This window comes from Citrobacter sp. Cpo015 (assembly GCF_030333035.1).
GTDB classification, from domain to species: domain Bacteria; phylum Pseudomonadota; class Gammaproteobacteria; order Enterobacterales; family Enterobacteriaceae; genus Citrobacter; species Citrobacter portucalensis.
On the sequence record NZ_JAOWGS010000019.1, the window covers coordinates 784,233 to 802,034 of the forward strand.

Consider the following 17,802-nt stretch of genomic DNA (forward strand, 5'->3'; position numbering starts at 1 on the left):
TTTATGACGCACCTCTAAAAGTAAATAATATGATAATAAAATGTGTTTGCTTTATTGCTGTTAAGCTGGGCGTCAGTAGGTCACGGCGATGGTGACAGTATCGGCATAGTTGTCTGGCGTGTAGTTCGCGCTGGGGACGGTGGCGTAAACCGGGTAGGTAGTCGTTGTCCCGGTGCCGTTGCCCGCAACGGTATTAAGCGCAGTATTGCCCCAGATCGTACCGGAAGGACCTGGCGTCGAACTAAGCTGGTAGGGGACTTTATCCGTATTTGACCCCGTGCCTGCCATCACGCCGCTGCCTGCCGTATTGCCGTTGGAGGGTTGAAGTCCGATGGTGTAAGGGGTGTTATTAGAGCAGGCTACGCCTACGTTATTTGACGCCGTGAGATTACGACCCGTTCCGCTGGTGGGAGCAAAGCTGATGTTAGTCGCGGAGGTGATATTACACTGTTTGCTGACAGCAGCTGTGACGGTGAAAGGAAACCTGGCGGCAACGGTATCACCACAGGTGGTCGGCGGGAAAAGTAATCCGGGGTTGAGGGTGACAAGGGCTGTTGCCGTCGTATAGCTATCCTGATAGTTTCCAGGGACGGCTGAAGTTTGTGGCGTGACGATCTGCGCCGATACCGTGAGTGAACCTGTCACTGGCGTCAAATTCAGCAGGTTAAGCTGTACCATGGGAAAAGTGGTTCCCGACTGATACTGGCTGCCCCAGACTTTGGTGCGCCCGCTATCCTGGTAAAGCTGGTATGCCAGCGTTCTGGCGGGGTTTCCGCTTAATGACATATTTCGCGGTGTCACCTGGCCACTGACGGCCGAGGCGCCAATATTAAAACAGAGATTGATCCCAGCCAACGTGTCACCAAGCTCTTTGGCGCAAGTGTAACTGAACGTCATTGATGACGTAGCGCCTGTCGCAGACAGTGGATTGACCGAACCTAAATTTATGGCTTGCACATTGCTCACCGAACAGGTTACCGCATGGCTAATTGCCGGACAAAAAAGTACGGCAGCGATGAGTAGCAGATGTCTTAACCTCATGAGCGCACTCCTGTTAATGTGGGCGACAAACCAGTGGGCCTATTTGCACAATCCCCTTTGCTGACGTGGGATAGTCAAATTGCACGCGACAACTACCGGTGTCCGTATCAACGCGCAGCGTGTTGTGCTGCTCAAGGGTGTCGAACCATGTCATTCCATCAAAGCCAACGACAGACGATTGTCCTTTTTCGTTGATGGCGTAAGCCATGCTACCTTCAGAAATTGGCTTACCCTGATTGTCGACGAGGATAATCTGCGCAGCGCGGACGGGGGTGATGCCAAAGCTAATCAAAGTACCGGAACGATCGGCTGGCGTGGCATTCGTCTCAACGCGTGCGATCCGCATATTGGCAGGGAGATCCATCGGGTCAATACTGATCAGGTTTTTTTGATAACTGTTCAACGGGGTGACCAACAGTAGTCCCTGGTCATCGCTGCGACCGATCAGATTATTTTGCAATTTGACCGGAACATCAGGCACGCCGTCAGTTGAGACGACGGCAAAACCATTATTGATTTCTCTTGCTGCAAACAGGCCGCCTCCCATAGTCACCAGCGATCCGGTTGCGCCTGCATAACCGTAATGGTTATCCGGTAAACGGCTGAATCCCGCGTACGCTTTACCATAACGTCCCAGATATCCCACTTCTCCTTGGCCACTTTGCCGGGAAGCCTGCTGACTGGCAGCCAGATTCCAGCCCCAGCCGCCGTCGGCAGGGGGCGTCAGGCTGGCGTTGAGCTGGTAACCGGTTTCGTCGTTGGTACGTTGTAGGGTGCTGCTGGCGCTCAGATTGTTGTCGGTCGTGATCGTCACCATCAAATAGAGACTGCGATCGCGGTTATCGTCAATGTTCTGGTTGAATCCGGCATTCAGTGAGATGTTGTCTGTAACAGACTTAAACCAACTGGCATTGGCGTAGCGCACCGCATTTTCGTGTGGATAACGAAACTGCAAATAGCTCAGGCTGACATTTCCAGCTGCTTCCAGCGAATAGCCAATGACAGTGTTGCTGTTAAGCGTGGGGGGCGGCTCACCGTAATGGGTGGCGACATCGCGATAATCGCCGGAAGTTGCCGTGGTACTGGTACTGAAATTAAACCGTTCGCCGGACCAACGGTAACCAAAACTGTACAAAAACCCGTTCTTTCCTGAGTCGGTACTTGCGGCAAGTGAGGTCGAAAACGTGCCGCTGCGGGTTCCGGGGATCCAGTCGTTACTGAAGCCCGCGTTAATCAGTCCATCGCTGGTTTCCGCGTGAGTCCCGGCGGTGAACGTATTGCTAAACCCGCGACGCCACGTAGCGCTCAATACCGGTACGCTGGCATAATCAAAAGAGGAGTAACCATAATTTTCGCGTACCGTGCCTAATTCTGCCGACCAGGCGGTTAATCCTTCCCGCAGGAGTTGCTGATCGTTGTAGAACGAGAAATTTTGTACGCTCGTTCTGCCCAACGCATCTGTCATCATCACCTGACCCGTTCCCGCGCCGCTGATGTTAGGCATTGTGTTGATCTGAAAGCTACCTGCGGGGACTTCTCCGTTGTAGTACCTGACGCCGTCGACGTACAGCTCAACGTTTGACGGTAACGTCGCGGATCCCAGATATGCTGGAAGCGGGGTGGTTGGCATATAGGGCTGCAACCCAAAATCGGTGCCTATCTGAATGCCGCCGATTCGCGTCGGTCGGGACCAGATGAGTGAACTAGTCAGGGTATCGCCCACGGTTAACGCCAACATCGAATCAGGAAATGACGTACGCCAGCTGGTGTCGAGGCGCTCAACGCTGTTATCGGCATATTCCTCGGTAGAGTACTGCGTCAACTGGGTGGTGCTGAGCACGCCGGCCGCATTGAAGGCGCGAATTTCGCTGAAGGTATTGATTGCGCTTTCATCCCCCTGTTGCGTATAGATATCATAATTGAGCAGCGCCCCGGGTGATGTTGTTGCCGTTGGCACGGTTTCGGTGGGCGAGTTAAGCTGCGTTGTCGCAAGATCGAGTGAACTGAGTGGCGCAGTAAGCGAGAGCGTTTGCAACTGAACGTTGTAGTCAATAGTTAGCTGGGGGATATCGTTCAGGCAGACGGCGTTAGTGGCGTCTGGAGCAAAGCGAAAGCCCATTTTACGCAGAGTATCTGCTCCTGCATAAAGCTTTCCATTATCGTAGCCAAAATGAACCAGCCCAACGGGATTCCCATTTAACGTGACGTCGAGATACAAATCGACTCCCTTAATCTGCGAGGCGCTATTAATAACACCATTTTCGTTCTGGTTATTATTCAGCGTTTGTGCGCAAACCATTCCCGATATTAATACTCCATTGAGAAAGCAATATTTCACCAGAAGCCAGGATCTGTTACAGATCTTGTACTGTTTTTTGGCCATTGATTGTGACTTCAACTTTCCCGCCGTAATGATTATTCCTGGCTGACGGGGAAACTATCCAGCGCATTGTTGATCCGGGTAAAACGTAGCCTAATAGTCCGGGTGTAATGACTTTTTTAGTACCGTCAGGGCTTATAAATGTTGCAGCAGATAACTGTGCATGCCCATTTCCCTGATTACTGACTTCAATAAATTTTTTGCCATCCAGCTGCTGTAATTTCCATTGCAGTTTTGCCTGCGTTTGTGCCGCTGATGTTGGTTGAATGAAAACGGGAACAGAATAATGCAGCACAAACTGAAGCTTGTTTTTTTCTACTTTTGCAGGCGGTAACTCATCTATCGACAAACGATAAGCGTCTTCGGCATGTGCCGAGGGAGGGCTTGTACGAATAACGCGTATCAGCTGTCGTTCTCCAGGGGCTAATGCTAACATCGGCGGGCTAATCACCAGCCCCTGAGAGGGGGAGAGTTTGTCGTCATAAGCGCTTTGACTCCAGCGAAAAACCCGAACCTGGGCATTGAGCACATTTTCACCCGCGTTACTCAGCCAGATACCATCGGCATTTTGCGTCGCTTGCAACGTTAACGTGACCGGGGCTATTTGCAGTCCGCTGGCGGTGGCAAGATTGACGCTCGCAACCATCCCTAGCAGGCATGCGCAGGCACACTGCTTTACAGGCAGTTTTACTCTCATATGGCTTCCTGAAGTTAGTAGTTAACGTTAACCGTTACCGTGTCGGCATAGTCGTCAGGAGTGAAGTTGGCGCTCGGTGCGGTGGCATAAACAGTATACGTTTGCGCCAGACCTGTACCCGTCGCCGCTACCCCATTTCCAGGTGCGGTGTCGGTGGCGGTATTCCCCCACACCGGACCTGTTGCTGATGTACGATTTAGCTGATAGGGCACTTTATCGGTATTGGTGGCAGCGTTAGCTACGGAGGACATGGCGCCAGATCCCGTTGTCGTCCCTCCATTGGCAGCCGACGGTGCCAGACCGATAAAATAGGGCGTGGTTTTTGAGCAATTAATTGAAATAGTGTTGCTTGCACTGGTATTTGTCGCCGTGGTATTCACCGGACCAAGTGTAATATTTGAAGCCGAACCGGCAGTTACGGTACAGGCCTTTTGAATCGTCATCAGCACCTGAAATGTTCCGTTAACGGTTGCTGCATTTGCCACAGAAATAATGGAAAAGGCGCAGCAACAAAGAATTAAGCGTTTGTCTAAGACTAGAGCCATATCCTTTACCTTATTTCAAATAACCACATTTATTACTTTAGAAAAACAATAATGTGGCACAAGAAGACATAATTTAACCCTAGAATAAGTATTAGACGTACGCCAGTTGAACTAATGAATTTTACTTAGGAAAAAGGTGATGTCGTCTGCAAAAAAATAATACCAATGAGTTAGTATATTGTTTTATTTTTATGCTATGGCCGGGGTTAAGTCAGGAGGATAGAGGGCAACATATTCCTTGGGTGGTACTCAAAATAACCAGCCAAAAAATGAGAGTTGTATGATTTATCTTACACGTATTACGTGTAGGTTACGGGCTGTGGAAAATGACCTTATAACCTTGTTCATTCCAGTGTTGGAGCAGTTCATTTTGTCTGCGGGTTGGCGTAATACCGGTCCAGACAAAAAGGGTTTGCCCAGGGAAAAGTTCAGGTCTTGGCGATTCAATGGGTTCAGCCAGAACGGCAATATGCCAACCAGATTGCGATAAGCGCCAGGCTTCGAGCCACAGACGGGTTCTGTCTTCAACATCCCAGGCCATCAGGAGGGCATCCTTTCCTGACTTGCGCCGCGTTTCAGACAGCAGTGTGGCAACATATTCAATCAATGCGCCATCAAGCATGCTGTTCATTATGCGGGATGTATTATGGTCAAGTATCAGCCGTTGACGTACGGGAAGATAAACGTGATCGATCAGCGCATCTACGGGGTGAACGCGACCGAGTGCGGTAATTTTGGCTCGCAGCTTCGGTGGATGCGCCATGCGAAGAATGCTCATCATCTCTTCTTGTAATTGATTCCAGTCGTCGTCAGCTTGACGGGTACTGGTTTCCAGCAATGCCTTAACTTTCCCAACAGGTATGCCATTGCTAATCCAACGTTTTATTTCTTCAATACGCTGAATATCTTCTTCATCAAAGAGTCGGTGGCCACCTTCACTGCGTTGAGGTTTGAGTAAACCGTAACGTCGTTGCCATGCCCGAAGGGTGACAGGATTTATCCCGCAACGTTCTGCGACATCCCCAATGCTGTAATAAGCCATAGTTCCCCCGGACACTCCTGATTCTCCGTCACCGATATGCGGTTCCTGTTACTTTGTACAACATGCATCAAATTGTACAAAACATACAGAGGATTCTAGCAAAATTAAGATTTACTTTACTATCACGCAGGGAGTAAATGCTGAATTTTTATGTTCAGCATGAGGGCGGTTGTTGTGATTGTTTATTTATAACAATGTGTTAGTTATTTTGACGCTGAGAAATCATTTTTCTCTGGCCATGCAACAGACGGAATACCATTCAGGCAGGCTTGTGCAAAAAGGTTACCCTGGAAGATTTCAATACCTGCGGACTCAAGCCACATCCACTCTTCAGGTTTTTCAACGCCGACTGCGGAAATCATGATTTCCAGTGAAGTGCAACATTTTATAATTGCCTGAATGATGGCCTGTCTTGGTCCACTTTTATGCACATCCGTGATCAGCTCGCGGCTTATCTTAATTCGGTCGGGTTGAAAACGAGACAGAAGCTGAAGCCCGGCAAAACCTGCCCCAAAATGATCTATCGCCACACAGATCCCCGCAGCCTTGAGTGACTTTACGGCCTGCGCGAACGTATCAAAGCGCGATATAACTTCGCTTTCGGTAAACTCTACAATGATTTGTTCAGGCACCAGTCCGTGCGCCGCGATTTCGTTTATCAGAAAGCTGACTGCATCGGGTTTGTTTACCAGGGTCATGGGGAGCAGGTTGACTGACAGCATTTTGTCGTTAAGTCCCAGCGCGCTTGCCATTGCAAAAGCAGTCTTTTTGCTCTGCAGATCCGCGGTATACAGTTCTTCAGGATTTAAGTTGCCAAAATAAGTTGCGGGCGTTTCACCGTCTCTACCACGAATAAGTGCTTCCAGAGCAATGACGCGCTGCGACATAGGATCGATAATGGGTTGAAAAGCAAAGCTGAAATCGATACTGGACTGGAGTGTGCTTTCATCCAGGAGAGTACAAGAGTTGTCGGTAATAAAACTCCAGTAATCAGGCGCAGGTATTTCAAAATAACTCGATTTTTCCGTCGCAAGGACAAATGTGCGGAAAAACTGTAATGCCCGGTCATCATAGGTGAGCTGAAATTTTGATGTTCCCTTGTTAAGTACCGCTTGCAGGACGTCATTGCGTTCATGTTTTTGTAAATCAAATAACTCCATTCCCACCTTTCCGAATCTTCTCGCAGGCGCGTAATCACACATCAGCTCAACGATATTGTGGTGCCGTGGATCGTTACATATACAACGATAAATCTCTTTTACCTGCTCCTCAGGTCCTTCAAGCAGTTGGAAAAAGTGGCGGCCATTAAAGAGTAAAATCCCCGTAACATCGGATCGCCGGTTTTTTAGATTTGCGGCTGTCACCATATCCTCAAGCGCTCTGAGGGGGGCGTCATCACGTAGATGGCTACGGTAAATAATGGTCGTGAGCATGGACAGTCCGGGATCAAGGGAAGGGAAGAGATATGGACAGTATCAAACAAACCAGCTTATGTCCTGATTTTAATACATTATTCTAACTTTATTTTTACAAACAAAGACCCTCAAACAGATCGAATTCATTCGTTAAACGAAGTGAATTGTACAACTGAATTTGATTTTATGTAAATTGATATTTATCTAACTTACTGATTGTATTGATTTAGCACTTTTTGATAAAAATTGATGGTTCGTGTTGTACACATTTTTGGTACAACTTTGCTACTGTTATAAAACTTAATATTCACCAGCATTTTGTTACAGGAGCATGACATGCAGCAGCATACCGTTCGCACTGATACTGCAAGCGCGATTTCTCGTTACTTTGCGAAGGCGCATCTGCCAACTCAACAGGAAACATTGGGAGAAATCGTCACTGAGATACTCAAGGATGGACGAAATCTGAACCGCAAATCACTTTGCACCAAGCTTCTGTGCCGTCTTGAAAAAGCATCCGGGGAGAAAGAACAGAAACATTACAATGCGTTAATTGGTCTGCTTTTTGAATAAAATAAACCCCTTACTTATAGGGGTAAGTAGTGAAGGAGTTATGAAGAAAACTGATAGTGAACGCCTGAAACATAAAATTACAGGTTTGGCTGTGCTAGAAATTTTGCGAATGCATACAGACGTTTCGTTAGCCGCAGTGATTAAGCAATTGCGACTTATGCAGGCCAGTGAAATAGATGGCACACGCAAGCAATTAATTGACAGCGTTATCAATGATTTTACAAACATTAATCCGGGGAAGATAAGTAGAAAACCGGATAAAACCAGAGATGAGAGTGCTTTCAGTGCCAGCAAAAACCCTAAATTACATTAAAGATAATCTTCCAGACTATACAAGCGAGGTTACCATGCTTCATGAAATTAATGTCCACAGTGTAATGACGGATAAAGCTTTATCAAGTTACTTCCATAATGCAGGTGAGCTATTAGCAGATGAGTCTGTGGTATTGGGACAGGCGGTAACAAATGTAATTCTGGCAGGTGATAATGTTAATAATAAAAACATCATTTTAAGCCTGATTAGTTCTCTGGAATCAACAGTTGACGTTGTCCAGGCAGATGTTATCAGAAAAACCCTGGAAATAGTGCTGCGCTACACAGCTGACGACGTCTAAAAAGTCTTCATGTTAATATAATATGTACAGTACCTTTGTTATATGCTGAAAGCACTCATGCTGAGCATTTTTTTGATTAAGACTATACATAGCACCCTCTCTAGAACAATTGTGATTTTTCATTGAGGCCATAATGATGAACATCGTTCAGGAACACACTGGAAACGCAGAGTTATGGATTGATGATATTTTTATCAGGCAAGGGCTAAAGAATATTCTTGCAGATATTGTTTTCGAAGATGATAAGACGCATCTGGTTTTTTTCACCGCCAATCACTTTGAGGCGGTAAAAAGGCAAAATTACGATCTGAAAACGCATCGTCTGGTACTGCTGATTGATGGTCATCTGTACAGATATCTCAATGATTTATCACTTTACAGACTGCCAATAGATGTTAGCGTTGCCACATTCAAGCAATTTATTATTGATATTACTCGTTCTGGCGGTATACACGACAATCAGTCGGAACTAAATATTTCTCTGACTGCGTGAGATAAATATATTTTAACGCAGTTAGGGGAGGGGCGAACTATTTTTGAGATATCCGCTTTGTTAAATCTACATTTAAAAACGATTTACCAGGCCAGGCAGAATCTGATCAAGAAGCTTGGTTGTTCTGGGCTGATTGATTTTCAGGGAATACTGCGAGCGAAAATATTCCGCAACTGGCTGGAACATGCCTGAATAAATCGACAGTTCGTACTTACTGTTGGGGGATACGACAGGGCCAATGGCCCTGTCCGATATATTTTAAACTTCGCTACTCTGTCACCAGTTCATTTCCCATCTTCTGCTGATGATGCTTTTTGCTCAACGAGAAATAGCCAAATATTAGCGTTATTACCACAATGCTGGCCATAATCAGGAAGATTTCCTGATAGCCCACTTTATCAAACAACTTACCGACAGGCAGTGACAGCACGATAATGCCAATGGAACTGGCGATATTGAAGCCAATGAGATATATCGTTGATGACAGGCGTTTGTCAAAATTCGCTACGCTGAATTTAAACACTGAAATAACAAACAGTGGAACTTCCAGCGCATGAAGCATTTTAATCAAGGAGATAATATAGATATCGGTGAACAGTGCTGAACCCAGGATTCGACAGGTCATGATTGTGCCACCCAGCAGCAATGCGGATTTAGGCCCGATGCGGTTAATCAGGAATGGAACCAGCGCCATACCGACGGCTTCCATAAAGACCTGTACCGAGTTGAGATAGCCGTATACGCGTGGTGCCAGTTCGGGATCGTCAAATAAGCTGGCGTAAAACACCGGGAACATCTGCTGATCGTAGATGCTATAGAACGACCAGGTGCCGACGACAAAGATAACGAAAAACCAGAACTGCGTATCTTTAAAGATAGTGAGAAAATCATTTCGGGTCAGCGCGTTGGGTTCAGGAGCGCGCGTTTTTACAGAAGATGGGGCGGGTGAGTTGGTTTTGAACAACACGTTAATCAACAGGAATAACACCCCCATTACCGATACGCACCAGAAGTTAATGTGTGGGTTGATGCTGAAGAAGATACCGCCAACAAATGTCCCTGCGGCGTAGCCAAGCGATCCCCACAAGCGGGCGGTGCCGAATTCAAAGTTGAATTTGCGGCTCACTTTTTCGACGAAGCTTTCTACCAGACCACAACCCGCGAGGTAGCCAAGGCCAAAGAAAATGGCTCCCAGCGCCATACCAAGTTTGAAGTTGGAGGTCAGCAGCGGTTCGTAAACATAAATCAGGAACGGGCCACTGAGCGTGATGACTATCCCCATCAGCCAGATAAGGTGTTTACGGGTGCCGAGCTTATCCTGCAGAAAACCGTAGACCAGCATAAACAGCATGCTAAAGAACTGGTTTACGGCATACAGCATTCCCAGCTCCGTTCCGGACAGGCCAAGTTTATTTTTTAGCCATATCGCATAAAAAGACCACCACAACGACCAGGCGGCAAAGAAAAAAAGCAGATACCCGGACGAGTACCGATATTTGTCATTACTGAACGGCATATTTATCTTCATGATTTTTCCAATCCAGATCAGGTCATTGTAAGGTCTTTCTGATACGACGTAACGAGTGCGCTTTATTACGGGGTAATCGTCCTCCGTAGCGACGGTTGTGACTGAATAAAGCTGCTCAGGTGTTGGTTGTCGGGAAACGCGCTTAGCGCGCCACGCCGGGTGGTCGCCAGAGCACCACAAGCGCTGGCCTGCTCGATAAGTGGAAGTAGCGTTGACGTCGATTTGGGCCAGCCTTCCTCGGCGAGTGCCGCCAGCAACCCGGCCATAAAGGCATCACCGGCGCCAGTGGTATCGATACTTTCGACGTTATAGCCGCTTAAAGTTAGCCTGCTGTTTTGCCAGAAAGCGATAGCGCCGTCGGCACCGCGGGTGACGATTTTCAGGCGTGCAGGAAAATCAACCAGACGTTCGCAGGCGCTACTGAGACAGTTGGTCTGCGTTAGCCACAGCAGTTCTTCTTCCGACATCTTCAGAATGTCGCTCTGCCGGGCAAACTCGTTGACAAGGTCAAACATCTGCATCTCGTTGCTCCACATCTGCGGACGCAGATTGATGTCAAAGCTCAGAGTACCGCCGGTCTGTCGCAATGCGGCCATAGCCTGGGCGAGGGTGGCGCGGCAGTCAGGGGCAACCAGCGCCAGCGAGCAGAAGTGCAGAATATCGGCGCCAAAGTCGGGCAGGCTCGCCGGGCTGAGAAATTGATCGGCAGACGGATTGACCAAAAACTCAAACTGCCGCTCGCCGTTGGGAGCCAGTGAAACCAGTACGGTACTGGTGTGCTGATGTGCATCAAACTCCAGACTTCCTGTATCCACCTGCGCTGTTTCCAGCGTCTGATGCAGAAAGCGACCAAAAGTGTCATTGCCCACACGGCCAATAAAACCGCTGGCGTGGCCAAGGCGAGCCACGCCGATTGCCACATTGAAGGGAGCGCCTCCCGCGCAGGCTTCAAACTGCATATTGTCGCGCGGCAATAAATCCACCACAGCGTCTCCGAGCGTCCAGATAGTCATTATTTTTCCCCAAAGCAGTAAGACGGGTGTTTATTTGGCGCTGAGCGGCCAGGCATGCCCTTGATTAAAAATGGCGTGTCCGTTCAGGCTGAATAAGGTCAGTTGGCGATCGTCCGGTTCAGGATAAATACGACTGCTAAGGGTATATTCACCGTGATTGACAAATACCTCTACCGAGGAGCTGTCGATAAATAAGCGCAGATCCAGCCGGTCACCAACTGGCAGCGGCACGCTGCGATAACCAGAGAGACCATGCTGCGGGTAGCGACGATCCAGCACCAGACGCTGTGCCTGAGCATCGACGTAGACCCGTAGTCCATCACCCAGCGCGATACCATATTCTTCAGCACTGCTGCGGGCGATATCGAGGCTCAGTTCGACTTCAATAGCGTGCGCCTGCTCCTCTACCATCAGGGTGCGATTGTGTAGTTCGCTGACCGGCCAGACATGAAGCTCACCGCGTAATAATTCCAGCTCTTTCACCGGGTTCAAACGCAGCCGCTGATCGGTATCGAGCGTCACCTCGCGGGGGAGGGTAAGCATGCCCGCCCAGCCGTCGGCTTGTTCTGGCATTGGCGATTCCCACATCGACAGCCAGCCAATCACGATGCGGCGCCCATCCGGGGTGGTAAATGACTGGGGGGCGTAAAAATCATGCCCGTGATCCATCTCCTGGAAGGCGTGGGTGACGTGAAAATGGAGATTATCCTGCCATTCGCCGACCATATAGCCGCTCTGGAACAGGTTACGGCAATCGTATCCGTCTGCGGCGATGCCCTGCGGCGAGAACATGAAGACGAGCTTATCGTTGAGTGGGAAGAGGTCTGGGCACTCCCACATGTAGCCCATGCCGTCATCGGCCCTGCCGAGCGTGCTGGCAAACTGCCAGTGCTGTAGATCTTGCGAGCGATAGAGCTGCACTTCGCCCACGTCATCGACCCGGGCGCCCACCACCATGTACCAGTTGTCTCCCTCTTGCCAGACTTTCGGATCGCGAAAATGGTGTACGCCTCGCGGGGTATCCAGAATCATGCCCTGGCGTTCAAAGTGAATCCCGTCGGTGCTGGTGGCCAGGCACTGTACCTGATACAGGTTTTCCTCTTTCGCCTCGCCGTCAAACTTATGTCCGGTGTAGATCAGAGCCAGCTTATTGCCTTCAACCACCGCTGAACCGGAAAAACAGCCGTCTTTATCTTCCGGCCCTTCTGGTGCCAGTGCGATGGCTAAGTGCTCCCAGTTCACCATATCGCGGCTGCGCGCATGGCCCCAGTGCATTGGTCCCCAGACCGGCTGCCACGGATAGTGCTGATAGAACGCATGGTAGTAACCATCGAACCAGGACAGACCGTTGGGATCGTTCATCCAACCCGCTGGTGGCGCCAGGTGATAGCGTGGATACCAGCGCGGGTTTACAAGGTCTTTCTGCTGGCTTAAGGCTTCGTTGGCTTTGGAAAGTAGTGACGTCATTTGCTTGTCCCTGTAAGTGAATTGATCAAAAGATAACGTTAACATTCTCGGTTTTCTCGCAGATTTGATGGTAATATCGATGTTAATCACAAAAGTTAACGTTAACATTTTGCGGGCGTTATCGAGATCGCATTTTCAGACCCCGGCAAAGTGAACATCGGCGAAGGAGAGGGTATGGCATCTTTAAAGGATGTGGCGCAGCGGGCTAACGTCTCGTTAATGACCGTATCGCGGGCGATTAACGAGCCCGAACGACTACGGCCTGAAACCTATAAAAAGGTGATGGAAGCGGTAGATGCGCTGGGGTATGTCTCCGATCTCTCCGCTAAAAAAATTCGTGGTGCGAAAACCACAGCTAACACGATTGGGGTGCTGGCGCTGGACACCATGACTACGCCATTTTCCGTGGAGATAACGCTCTCTATCGAAGAGACCGCGCGGGCACATGGTTGGAATAGCTTTGTGGTGAATATGTTCAGCAATGACAAGCCAGAGAAAATGGTTGATCTGCTGTTGGCGCATCGCCCGGACGGTATTATCTACACCGCGATGGGACTGCGCCAGGTACCGGTACCGGAAAAGCTGCATAAGTATCGCTGCGTGCTGGCGAACTGTGAAAGCACAAGCGGCCCTTTTCCCACCTATATTCCGGATGATGAACAAGGGCAATATCTTGGTGTGAAAGCGCTGTTGGCCGCAGGCTATCGCCGACTGCTGTGCATCCACCTGCCGAAAGGAATTGTGGCGACCGATCGCCGTCGGGCGGGAATGGAGAGGGCTTGTCGTGAAGCGGGTGTCGACCCTGATGCAATGTTCCACCACTATCTTCCGCCGGGCGAGCGCCACCATATTGATGCGGCGGAGATTGCAGGGCATTACCTGAGCGCCGCGCGCCCGATGTTCGATGCGGTGGTGTGTGGTAACGACCGCGTGGCTTTTGTTATCTACCAGCTCTTGCTGGGGCGAGGGCTGCGCATTCCGCAGGACGTCGCTGTGCTGGGCTATGACAATATGGTGGGCACCGGCGAGCTTTTTTTGCCGCCGCTCTCAACGGTACAGCTGCCGCACTATGAAATCGGTCGTCTTAGCGCGCTGCATCTTATCCAGGGGCTCGATCACCGGGATACCGTGCGGGTAGACAGCCCCTGGCTTCCGCGCGCCTCAATATGATTAACCTAACTGCTTCGTTTCATCAACCGGAAGAATGTGTGAATTATGTGGGGGTATCGCTAATTTTCTGGTGGATGTTACAAAACTGAAACGTGGGGGGACTGTTAAGTCACTGTTTAGCGCGCAAGGCTCAAAGCTGCGGCGTGTATTAAACTCTCGTCGTAATTTAGGGTTTCAAAAAATAACCGTTATTTATTAATGTTAACGTATCAATACATCGTAACTTACGAAACGTTTAGATTTTAGTTCGTACTTACCCATCCATAGCTCTTCTCTGCTCATTCTGCTTCTGTAACTTCAGCGGGACGTACAAGCGTCCACCACATTAACCACATGCAATAGTTCAGCCAGTGACATCGGATTCTACGGCGGTTATAGGCTTTTACGTCCCTTTTTTAGCCTACAGATAAACCGTGAAAATTGTGATCCCGTACTCAGATAGTGCATTCCGTGGTTGCCTTTTAACCATAGACTTTTATTGTATTCTCATTGTATACAATTAAAATACAAGAGAGTGAGTATGAAAGTGATTGATACCCATAACCATGTTTGGCATTGCCAGGGAGAACATTTTGCCTGGATCACAGACGATCTGGAGGCAATTCGCCGTGATTTTCTTATTGACGATTTGCAGACCGTATTGGCTGAAAACCACATCGAAGGCGCCATTTTAGTACAAGCCATCCCTTCAATTGAGGAGACCGAATGGCTGCTGGAAATAGCTGAGCATCACGATGAAGTAAAAGGTGTTGTGGGATGGGTGGATATAAACCGCGGGGCTGGGATCGCAGAGGATTTGCAGAGACTGCAGAGAAAATCCCGCTATCTGAAAGGGATCCGCTATATGTCTCAGGGCTTGCCTGAGAGCCATTTAGTGACCCCGCAATTTATCCAGGGGGTACGGTGCGTTGGAGAGCAGGGGCTGGTGTATGAACTGCTGGTTACGCACCAACAGCTGGAGGCGGCAAGCCAGCTTATCTCTGCTTGTCCGGAAGTGACCTTTGTTATCGAACATGCGGCAAAACCCGCAGTTCGCGATGGGGAAATTACCCGCTGGCGTGAACAGTTAATGTTGATTGGTGAGGCTTACAGCAATGTTTTTTGCAAACTATCAGGCCTGGTCACGGAAGCAGATTATGCCCGCTGGACGGGACCTGAGCAGGCGAGCCAGGAGCTTGAACCTTATTTTAGCTCGGTTTTTGCCGCATTTGGTGATGAGCGAGTGATGTATGGATCTGACTGGCCTGTTTCTCTACTGGCATTACCGTACGCCGACACTTTAGGGCTTTATCTGAACTACCTGCAATCTCACCAGGCTCTTTCCAGCGATAACTTTTTTTATCGCGTGGCAGAGAAGGTTTACTCATTAAAGTAACAGGGGGACACTTATGGAAGTCGTTCAATATATCCTCGGATTTGGCCCGGCAGTGGTCATTCCAATGATTATGTTTTTATTTGCCGTGCTATTTGGCGCGAAACTTGCCGATGCGGCGAAAAATGCAATGACGGTAGGTATTGGTTTTCTCGGTCTTTCGTTGCTGATCGGTTTTATGGTGACATCACTCAGCAGTTCGACAGAAGCGATGGTAAAAAACCTCAATCTTCATTATGAAGTATTGGATCTGGGCTGGCCGTTAATTAGCGCCTTCAGTCTGGCTGCGCTTTCTCTGCCGATTGTTTATGCGTTATGTTTTGCCACTAATTTGTTGATGATTTCAACCAATACCACCAAAACCCTTAACGTTGATTTTTGGAATTACTGGCACTTTGTATTTGCCGGAATCATCGTTGAACAGGTGACGGGTTCATTTTGGATGGGGATTTTTGCAAGTTGGATCACATTTATTATTACGCTAAAAATCGCCGATTACATTGCCCCACATGTGCAGAAATTCTGTGACACGCCAAACGTGACCATTACTCAGGCGGAGATCGTCGCATGGGCCCCGCTGGCATTTTTAATGGACCGTGTAATTGATCGCATTCCGTTGATTAACAAAATTGACCTTAATCTCAGCAAAATTGAAGCCAAACTAGGGTTTTTTGGTAGTCCGTTAGCGATGGGGGCCATTCTGGGGGTGATCATCGGTATGCTTGGCGCGCTACCGTTCAGCGATATTATTAAGAGTGGGATGAATTTTGCTGCGGTCATGGTGTTATTACCGACGATGGCGGGAGTGCTGGTCAGTGGTCTGGTACCGATTACTGAAATTGCTTCTGAATGGGTAAAGAAACGTTTTCCAACAAAGTCACTTTATTTTGGTATCAGTGGTGAAATTGCTTTTAAAAATCCTGCGGTATTGTCTGTAGGTATTTTGATGGTGCCACTCACGATCCTAATTAGTACTATTTTGCCTTTTAATACCATGATGCCATTCGCCGATATTCCTTATCTGCCGATATTTGTTGTCTTTGGCACGGTTGCATGCAACGGAAACATGTTCCGTGGATTAATTAATGGCATTGTCATCGTGTGCGGGATCCTGTGGTTTGGTTCGGATCTCGCTGTTGTGTCGCAGGCTTTGGCCGAAAAGGCGCAACTGAATGTGCCAAAAGAGATGATGGCCTCATCAATTGATGGTGGCTCACACGCTATATCTTATATCTTCTACAAAATGTTCGAACTGTTAAAAGGGATGAATCCTGCACTATTGTGTCTTTTTTCTATCGTAGTGACCGGGATTATTATTTATGTGCTGAAGTTGATTTTCAATATTAATAATAAATCAACGACTGCGGCCTCATTAACTGCTAACAAAGTTGACTAAGAATACTGATAAACATCAGGGGAATATTATGATTACTCAAAATACAATTAAAAGTGTAGAGCTTAGTGTACCTTCTTTAACCTTCGGCGCAGCCAGCCTGGCTAATTTATTCAGAACGCTGAGCAATAACGAAGCCATGGACATTGTTGATAAGGCCATTCAGGTTGGCTGGCGCTACTTTGATACAGCACCACATTATGGCAGCGGACTTTCTGAACTGCGTTTAGGTCTGGGATTACGTGGACTGGAGCGTAGCGAATATGTTTTGTCCACCAAGGTTGGTCGCCTGCTGCAATCCCGGAAACAAGAGCCAGGCCTTGAAGCAGGGGAATTTTTTTATGATGAGAACCCTTTTAACCGACAGGCTGATTACTCCTATGAGGGCATCATGCGCTCATACGAAAACTCTATCCAGCGGCTGGGAACCCGTTATATCGACATTCTCTATGTACACGATCTCGGTACTTATACCTACGGCAATACGGAACTGGAACGCCAACATTTTAAAACCTTCTGTGAGTCAGGGCAGAAAGCACTAGAAGAGCTTAAGCGCAATGGTGATATCAAAGCCTGGGGCGCAGGCGCGAATGAAGAGGCAATCCTGATGGAGGTGATGGATAACGCTGCCCCGGATATCTTAATGCTCGCCAACCGCTACAACCTGCTGGAAACAGACCGCCAGGCGTTCTTTGCTAAATGTGAAAGCAACAATGTTTCGGTGGCAGTTGCCGCACCTTTCGCTACCGGAGTTTTAGTCGCGAAAGATAAATCGAAGGCGTTGTATGAATACGGTTCCGCGCCAGCGCAGGTTATTGAAAAAGTAAATGCGATAGAAGCGCTATGCGCAAAACATGCCGTACCGATTGGTGCTGCGGCGCTGCAATTCCCATTAAGAAACCAAAATGTGGTCACTGTAACCTGCGGCGTTCAATCCGTAGAACAAGCGTTGACTAATTTTGCCTGGGCTAACTGGGATATTCCGCAGGAATTGTGGGATGAACTGGCCAGCATTGGTATTCAGTAAGCATCATTTGTAACTTTGCGAAAAAATTAACA

The 17,802-nt window shown here is 48.5% G+C and carries 16 protein-coding genes and 1 pseudogene; 8 read left to right on the forward strand and 9 right to left on the reverse strand.

All coding sequences use genetic code 11. The annotated features are described in order from the left end of the window. Nucleotides 1–72: 72 nt before the first annotated feature. From OGY67_RS03860 to OGY67_RS03885, 6 genes are all read right to left on the reverse strand, one after another. Nucleotides 73–1,041: a Csu type fimbrial protein gene (locus OGY67_RS03860; protein WP_267452158.1), complete on the reverse strand. Its 969-nt coding sequence runs from the start codon at nt 1,039–1,041 to the stop codon at nt 73–75. Nucleotides 1,042–1,054: 13 nt separating this feature from the next. Beyond that, complete coding sequence (locus OGY67_RS03865; RefSeq protein WP_286573503.1) at nt 1,055–3,340, reverse strand: fimbria/pilus outer membrane usher protein; 2,286 nt, start codon at nt 3,338–3,340, stop codon at nt 1,055–1,057. A 55-nt stretch (nt 3,341–3,395) separates the two neighbouring features. Further along, nucleotides 3,396–4,118 (reverse strand): fimbrial biogenesis chaperone, encoded by a 723-nt coding sequence (locus OGY67_RS03870; protein ID WP_003833508.1) that lies wholly within the window; start codon nt 4,116–4,118, stop codon nt 3,396–3,398. Between the two features lie 14 nt (nt 4,119–4,132). Further along, nucleotides 4,133–4,663, reverse strand: a complete 531-nt coding sequence (locus tag OGY67_RS03875) for a Csu type fimbrial protein (protein ID WP_003833507.1) — start codon at nt 4,661–4,663, stop codon at nt 4,133–4,135. A 310-nt stretch (nt 4,664–4,973) separates the two neighbouring features. After that, nucleotides 4,974–5,705, reverse strand: coding sequence for a MerR family transcriptional regulator (locus OGY67_RS03880; RefSeq protein ID WP_008784993.1), 732 nt, complete (start codon nt 5,703–5,705; stop codon nt 4,974–4,976). A gap of 203 nt (nt 5,706–5,908) precedes the next feature. After that, nucleotides 5,909–7,138 (reverse strand): diguanylate phosphodiesterase, encoded by a 1,230-nt coding sequence (locus tag OGY67_RS03885; protein ID WP_286573507.1) that lies wholly within the window; start codon nt 7,136–7,138, stop codon nt 5,909–5,911. Between the two features lie 318 nt (nt 7,139–7,456). Between OGY67_RS03885 and ycgZ the strand changes: the two genes are divergently transcribed. The 4 genes and pseudogenes from ycgZ to OGY67_RS03905 all read left to right on the forward strand — a co-directional run bounded on the left by ycgZ (nt 7,457) and on the right by OGY67_RS03905 (nt 8,992). Continuing rightward, complete coding sequence (gene ycgZ, locus OGY67_RS03890; protein ID WP_003833500.1) at nt 7,457–7,693, forward strand: regulatory protein YcgZ; 237 nt, start codon at nt 7,457–7,459, stop codon at nt 7,691–7,693. Between the two features lie 40 nt (nt 7,694–7,733). Next, on the forward strand, nt 7,734–8,006 hold the full coding sequence (locus OGY67_RS03895) for a hypothetical protein (protein WP_286573509.1): 273 nt from the start codon (nt 7,734–7,736) through the stop codon (nt 8,004–8,006). Between the two features lie 34 nt (nt 8,007–8,040). After that, complete coding sequence (locus OGY67_RS03900; protein ID WP_008784990.1) at nt 8,041–8,307, forward strand: biofilm development regulator YmgB/AriR family protein; 267 nt, start codon at nt 8,041–8,043, stop codon at nt 8,305–8,307. 133 nt (nt 8,308–8,440) lie between these two features. Continuing rightward, nucleotides 8,441–8,992 (forward strand): annotated as a pseudogene (locus OGY67_RS03905) (LuxR C-terminal-related transcriptional regulator). A gap of 76 nt (nt 8,993–9,068) precedes the next feature. Here the strand turns inward: OGY67_RS03905 and OGY67_RS03910 are convergent. The 3 genes from OGY67_RS03910 to OGY67_RS03920 all read right to left on the reverse strand — a co-directional run bounded on the left by OGY67_RS03910 (nt 9,069) and on the right by OGY67_RS03920 (nt 12,808). Continuing rightward, nucleotides 9,069–10,328 (reverse strand): MFS transporter, encoded by a 1,260-nt coding sequence (locus OGY67_RS03910; protein WP_239605288.1) that lies wholly within the window; start codon nt 10,326–10,328, stop codon nt 9,069–9,071. Between the two features lie 65 nt (nt 10,329–10,393). Further along, entirely contained in the window at nt 10,394–11,341 is a 948-nt protein-coding gene (locus tag OGY67_RS03915; RefSeq protein WP_286573515.1) for a PfkB family carbohydrate kinase, read from the reverse strand. Between the two features lie 30 nt (nt 11,342–11,371). Further along, a complete protein-coding gene (locus OGY67_RS03920) occupies nt 11,372–12,808 on the reverse strand; it encodes a glycoside hydrolase family 32 protein (RefSeq protein WP_286573518.1) in 1,437 nt (478 codons plus the stop codon). Nucleotides 12,809–12,982: 174 nt separating this feature from the next. Here OGY67_RS03920 and OGY67_RS03925 point away from each other — a divergent pair, with 174 nt between their 5' ends. The 4 genes from OGY67_RS03925 to OGY67_RS03940 all read left to right on the forward strand — a co-directional run bounded on the left by OGY67_RS03925 (nt 12,983) and on the right by OGY67_RS03940 (nt 17,770). Continuing rightward, on the forward strand, nt 12,983–13,978 hold the full coding sequence (locus OGY67_RS03925) for a LacI family DNA-binding transcriptional regulator (protein ID WP_032943717.1): 996 nt from the start codon (nt 12,983–12,985) through the stop codon (nt 13,976–13,978). Between the two features lie 520 nt (nt 13,979–14,498). Next, nucleotides 14,499–15,353, forward strand: coding sequence for an amidohydrolase family protein (locus tag OGY67_RS03930; RefSeq protein WP_286573520.1), 855 nt, complete (start codon nt 14,499–14,501; stop codon nt 15,351–15,353). 13 nt (nt 15,354–15,366) lie between these two features. Continuing rightward, nucleotides 15,367–16,746 (forward strand): PTS transporter subunit IIC, encoded by a 1,380-nt coding sequence (locus tag OGY67_RS03935; RefSeq protein WP_053069329.1) that lies wholly within the window; start codon nt 15,367–15,369, stop codon nt 16,744–16,746. Nucleotides 16,747–16,774: 28 nt separating this feature from the next. Beyond that, entirely contained in the window at nt 16,775–17,770 is a 996-nt protein-coding gene (locus OGY67_RS03940; protein WP_048216225.1) for an aldo/keto reductase, read from the forward strand. Nucleotides 17,771–17,802: the final 32 nt, after the last annotated feature.